This is a genomic window from Stenotrophomonas sp. Bg11-02, assembly GCF_002836635.1.
GTDB lineage: Bacteria > Pseudomonadota > Gammaproteobacteria > Xanthomonadales > Xanthomonadaceae > Stenotrophomonas > Stenotrophomonas lacuserhaii.
Window position 1 is genome coordinate 1 of sequence record NZ_PJAY01000038.1, and the last position, 236, is coordinate 236.

At 64.4% G+C, this 236-nt stretch carries 1 protein-coding gene; it reads right to left on the minus strand.

Going from position 1 to position 236, the window contains the following annotated elements; all coding sequences use genetic code 11:
• Positions 1–236, minus strand: a 236-nt coding sequence (locus CXG43_RS01375) for a hypothetical protein (RefSeq protein WP_157824975.1), incomplete at both ends; no start/stop codon positions are given.

Consider the following 236-nt stretch of genomic DNA (forward strand, 5'->3'; position numbering starts at 1 on the left):
ATCTGGATCTGGTCGCTGTTCTGCTTGTCTTTGCCCTTCGTGGACCGGTCCCAGATCTGGAACTCCACGCCCACCATCAGACGGATGGTGCCGGCGGAGCTGGTGCGCTGCACCCACGCGCTCGGCTGGTGCTTGGGGTCGTTGCTGGTGTCCAGCAAGGTCCCGCCGTCGGTCACATCGGGGTTGGTGTACAGCGGGATTTCCACGCTGGGCATGCCCGGGAACCCGTTGTGCCA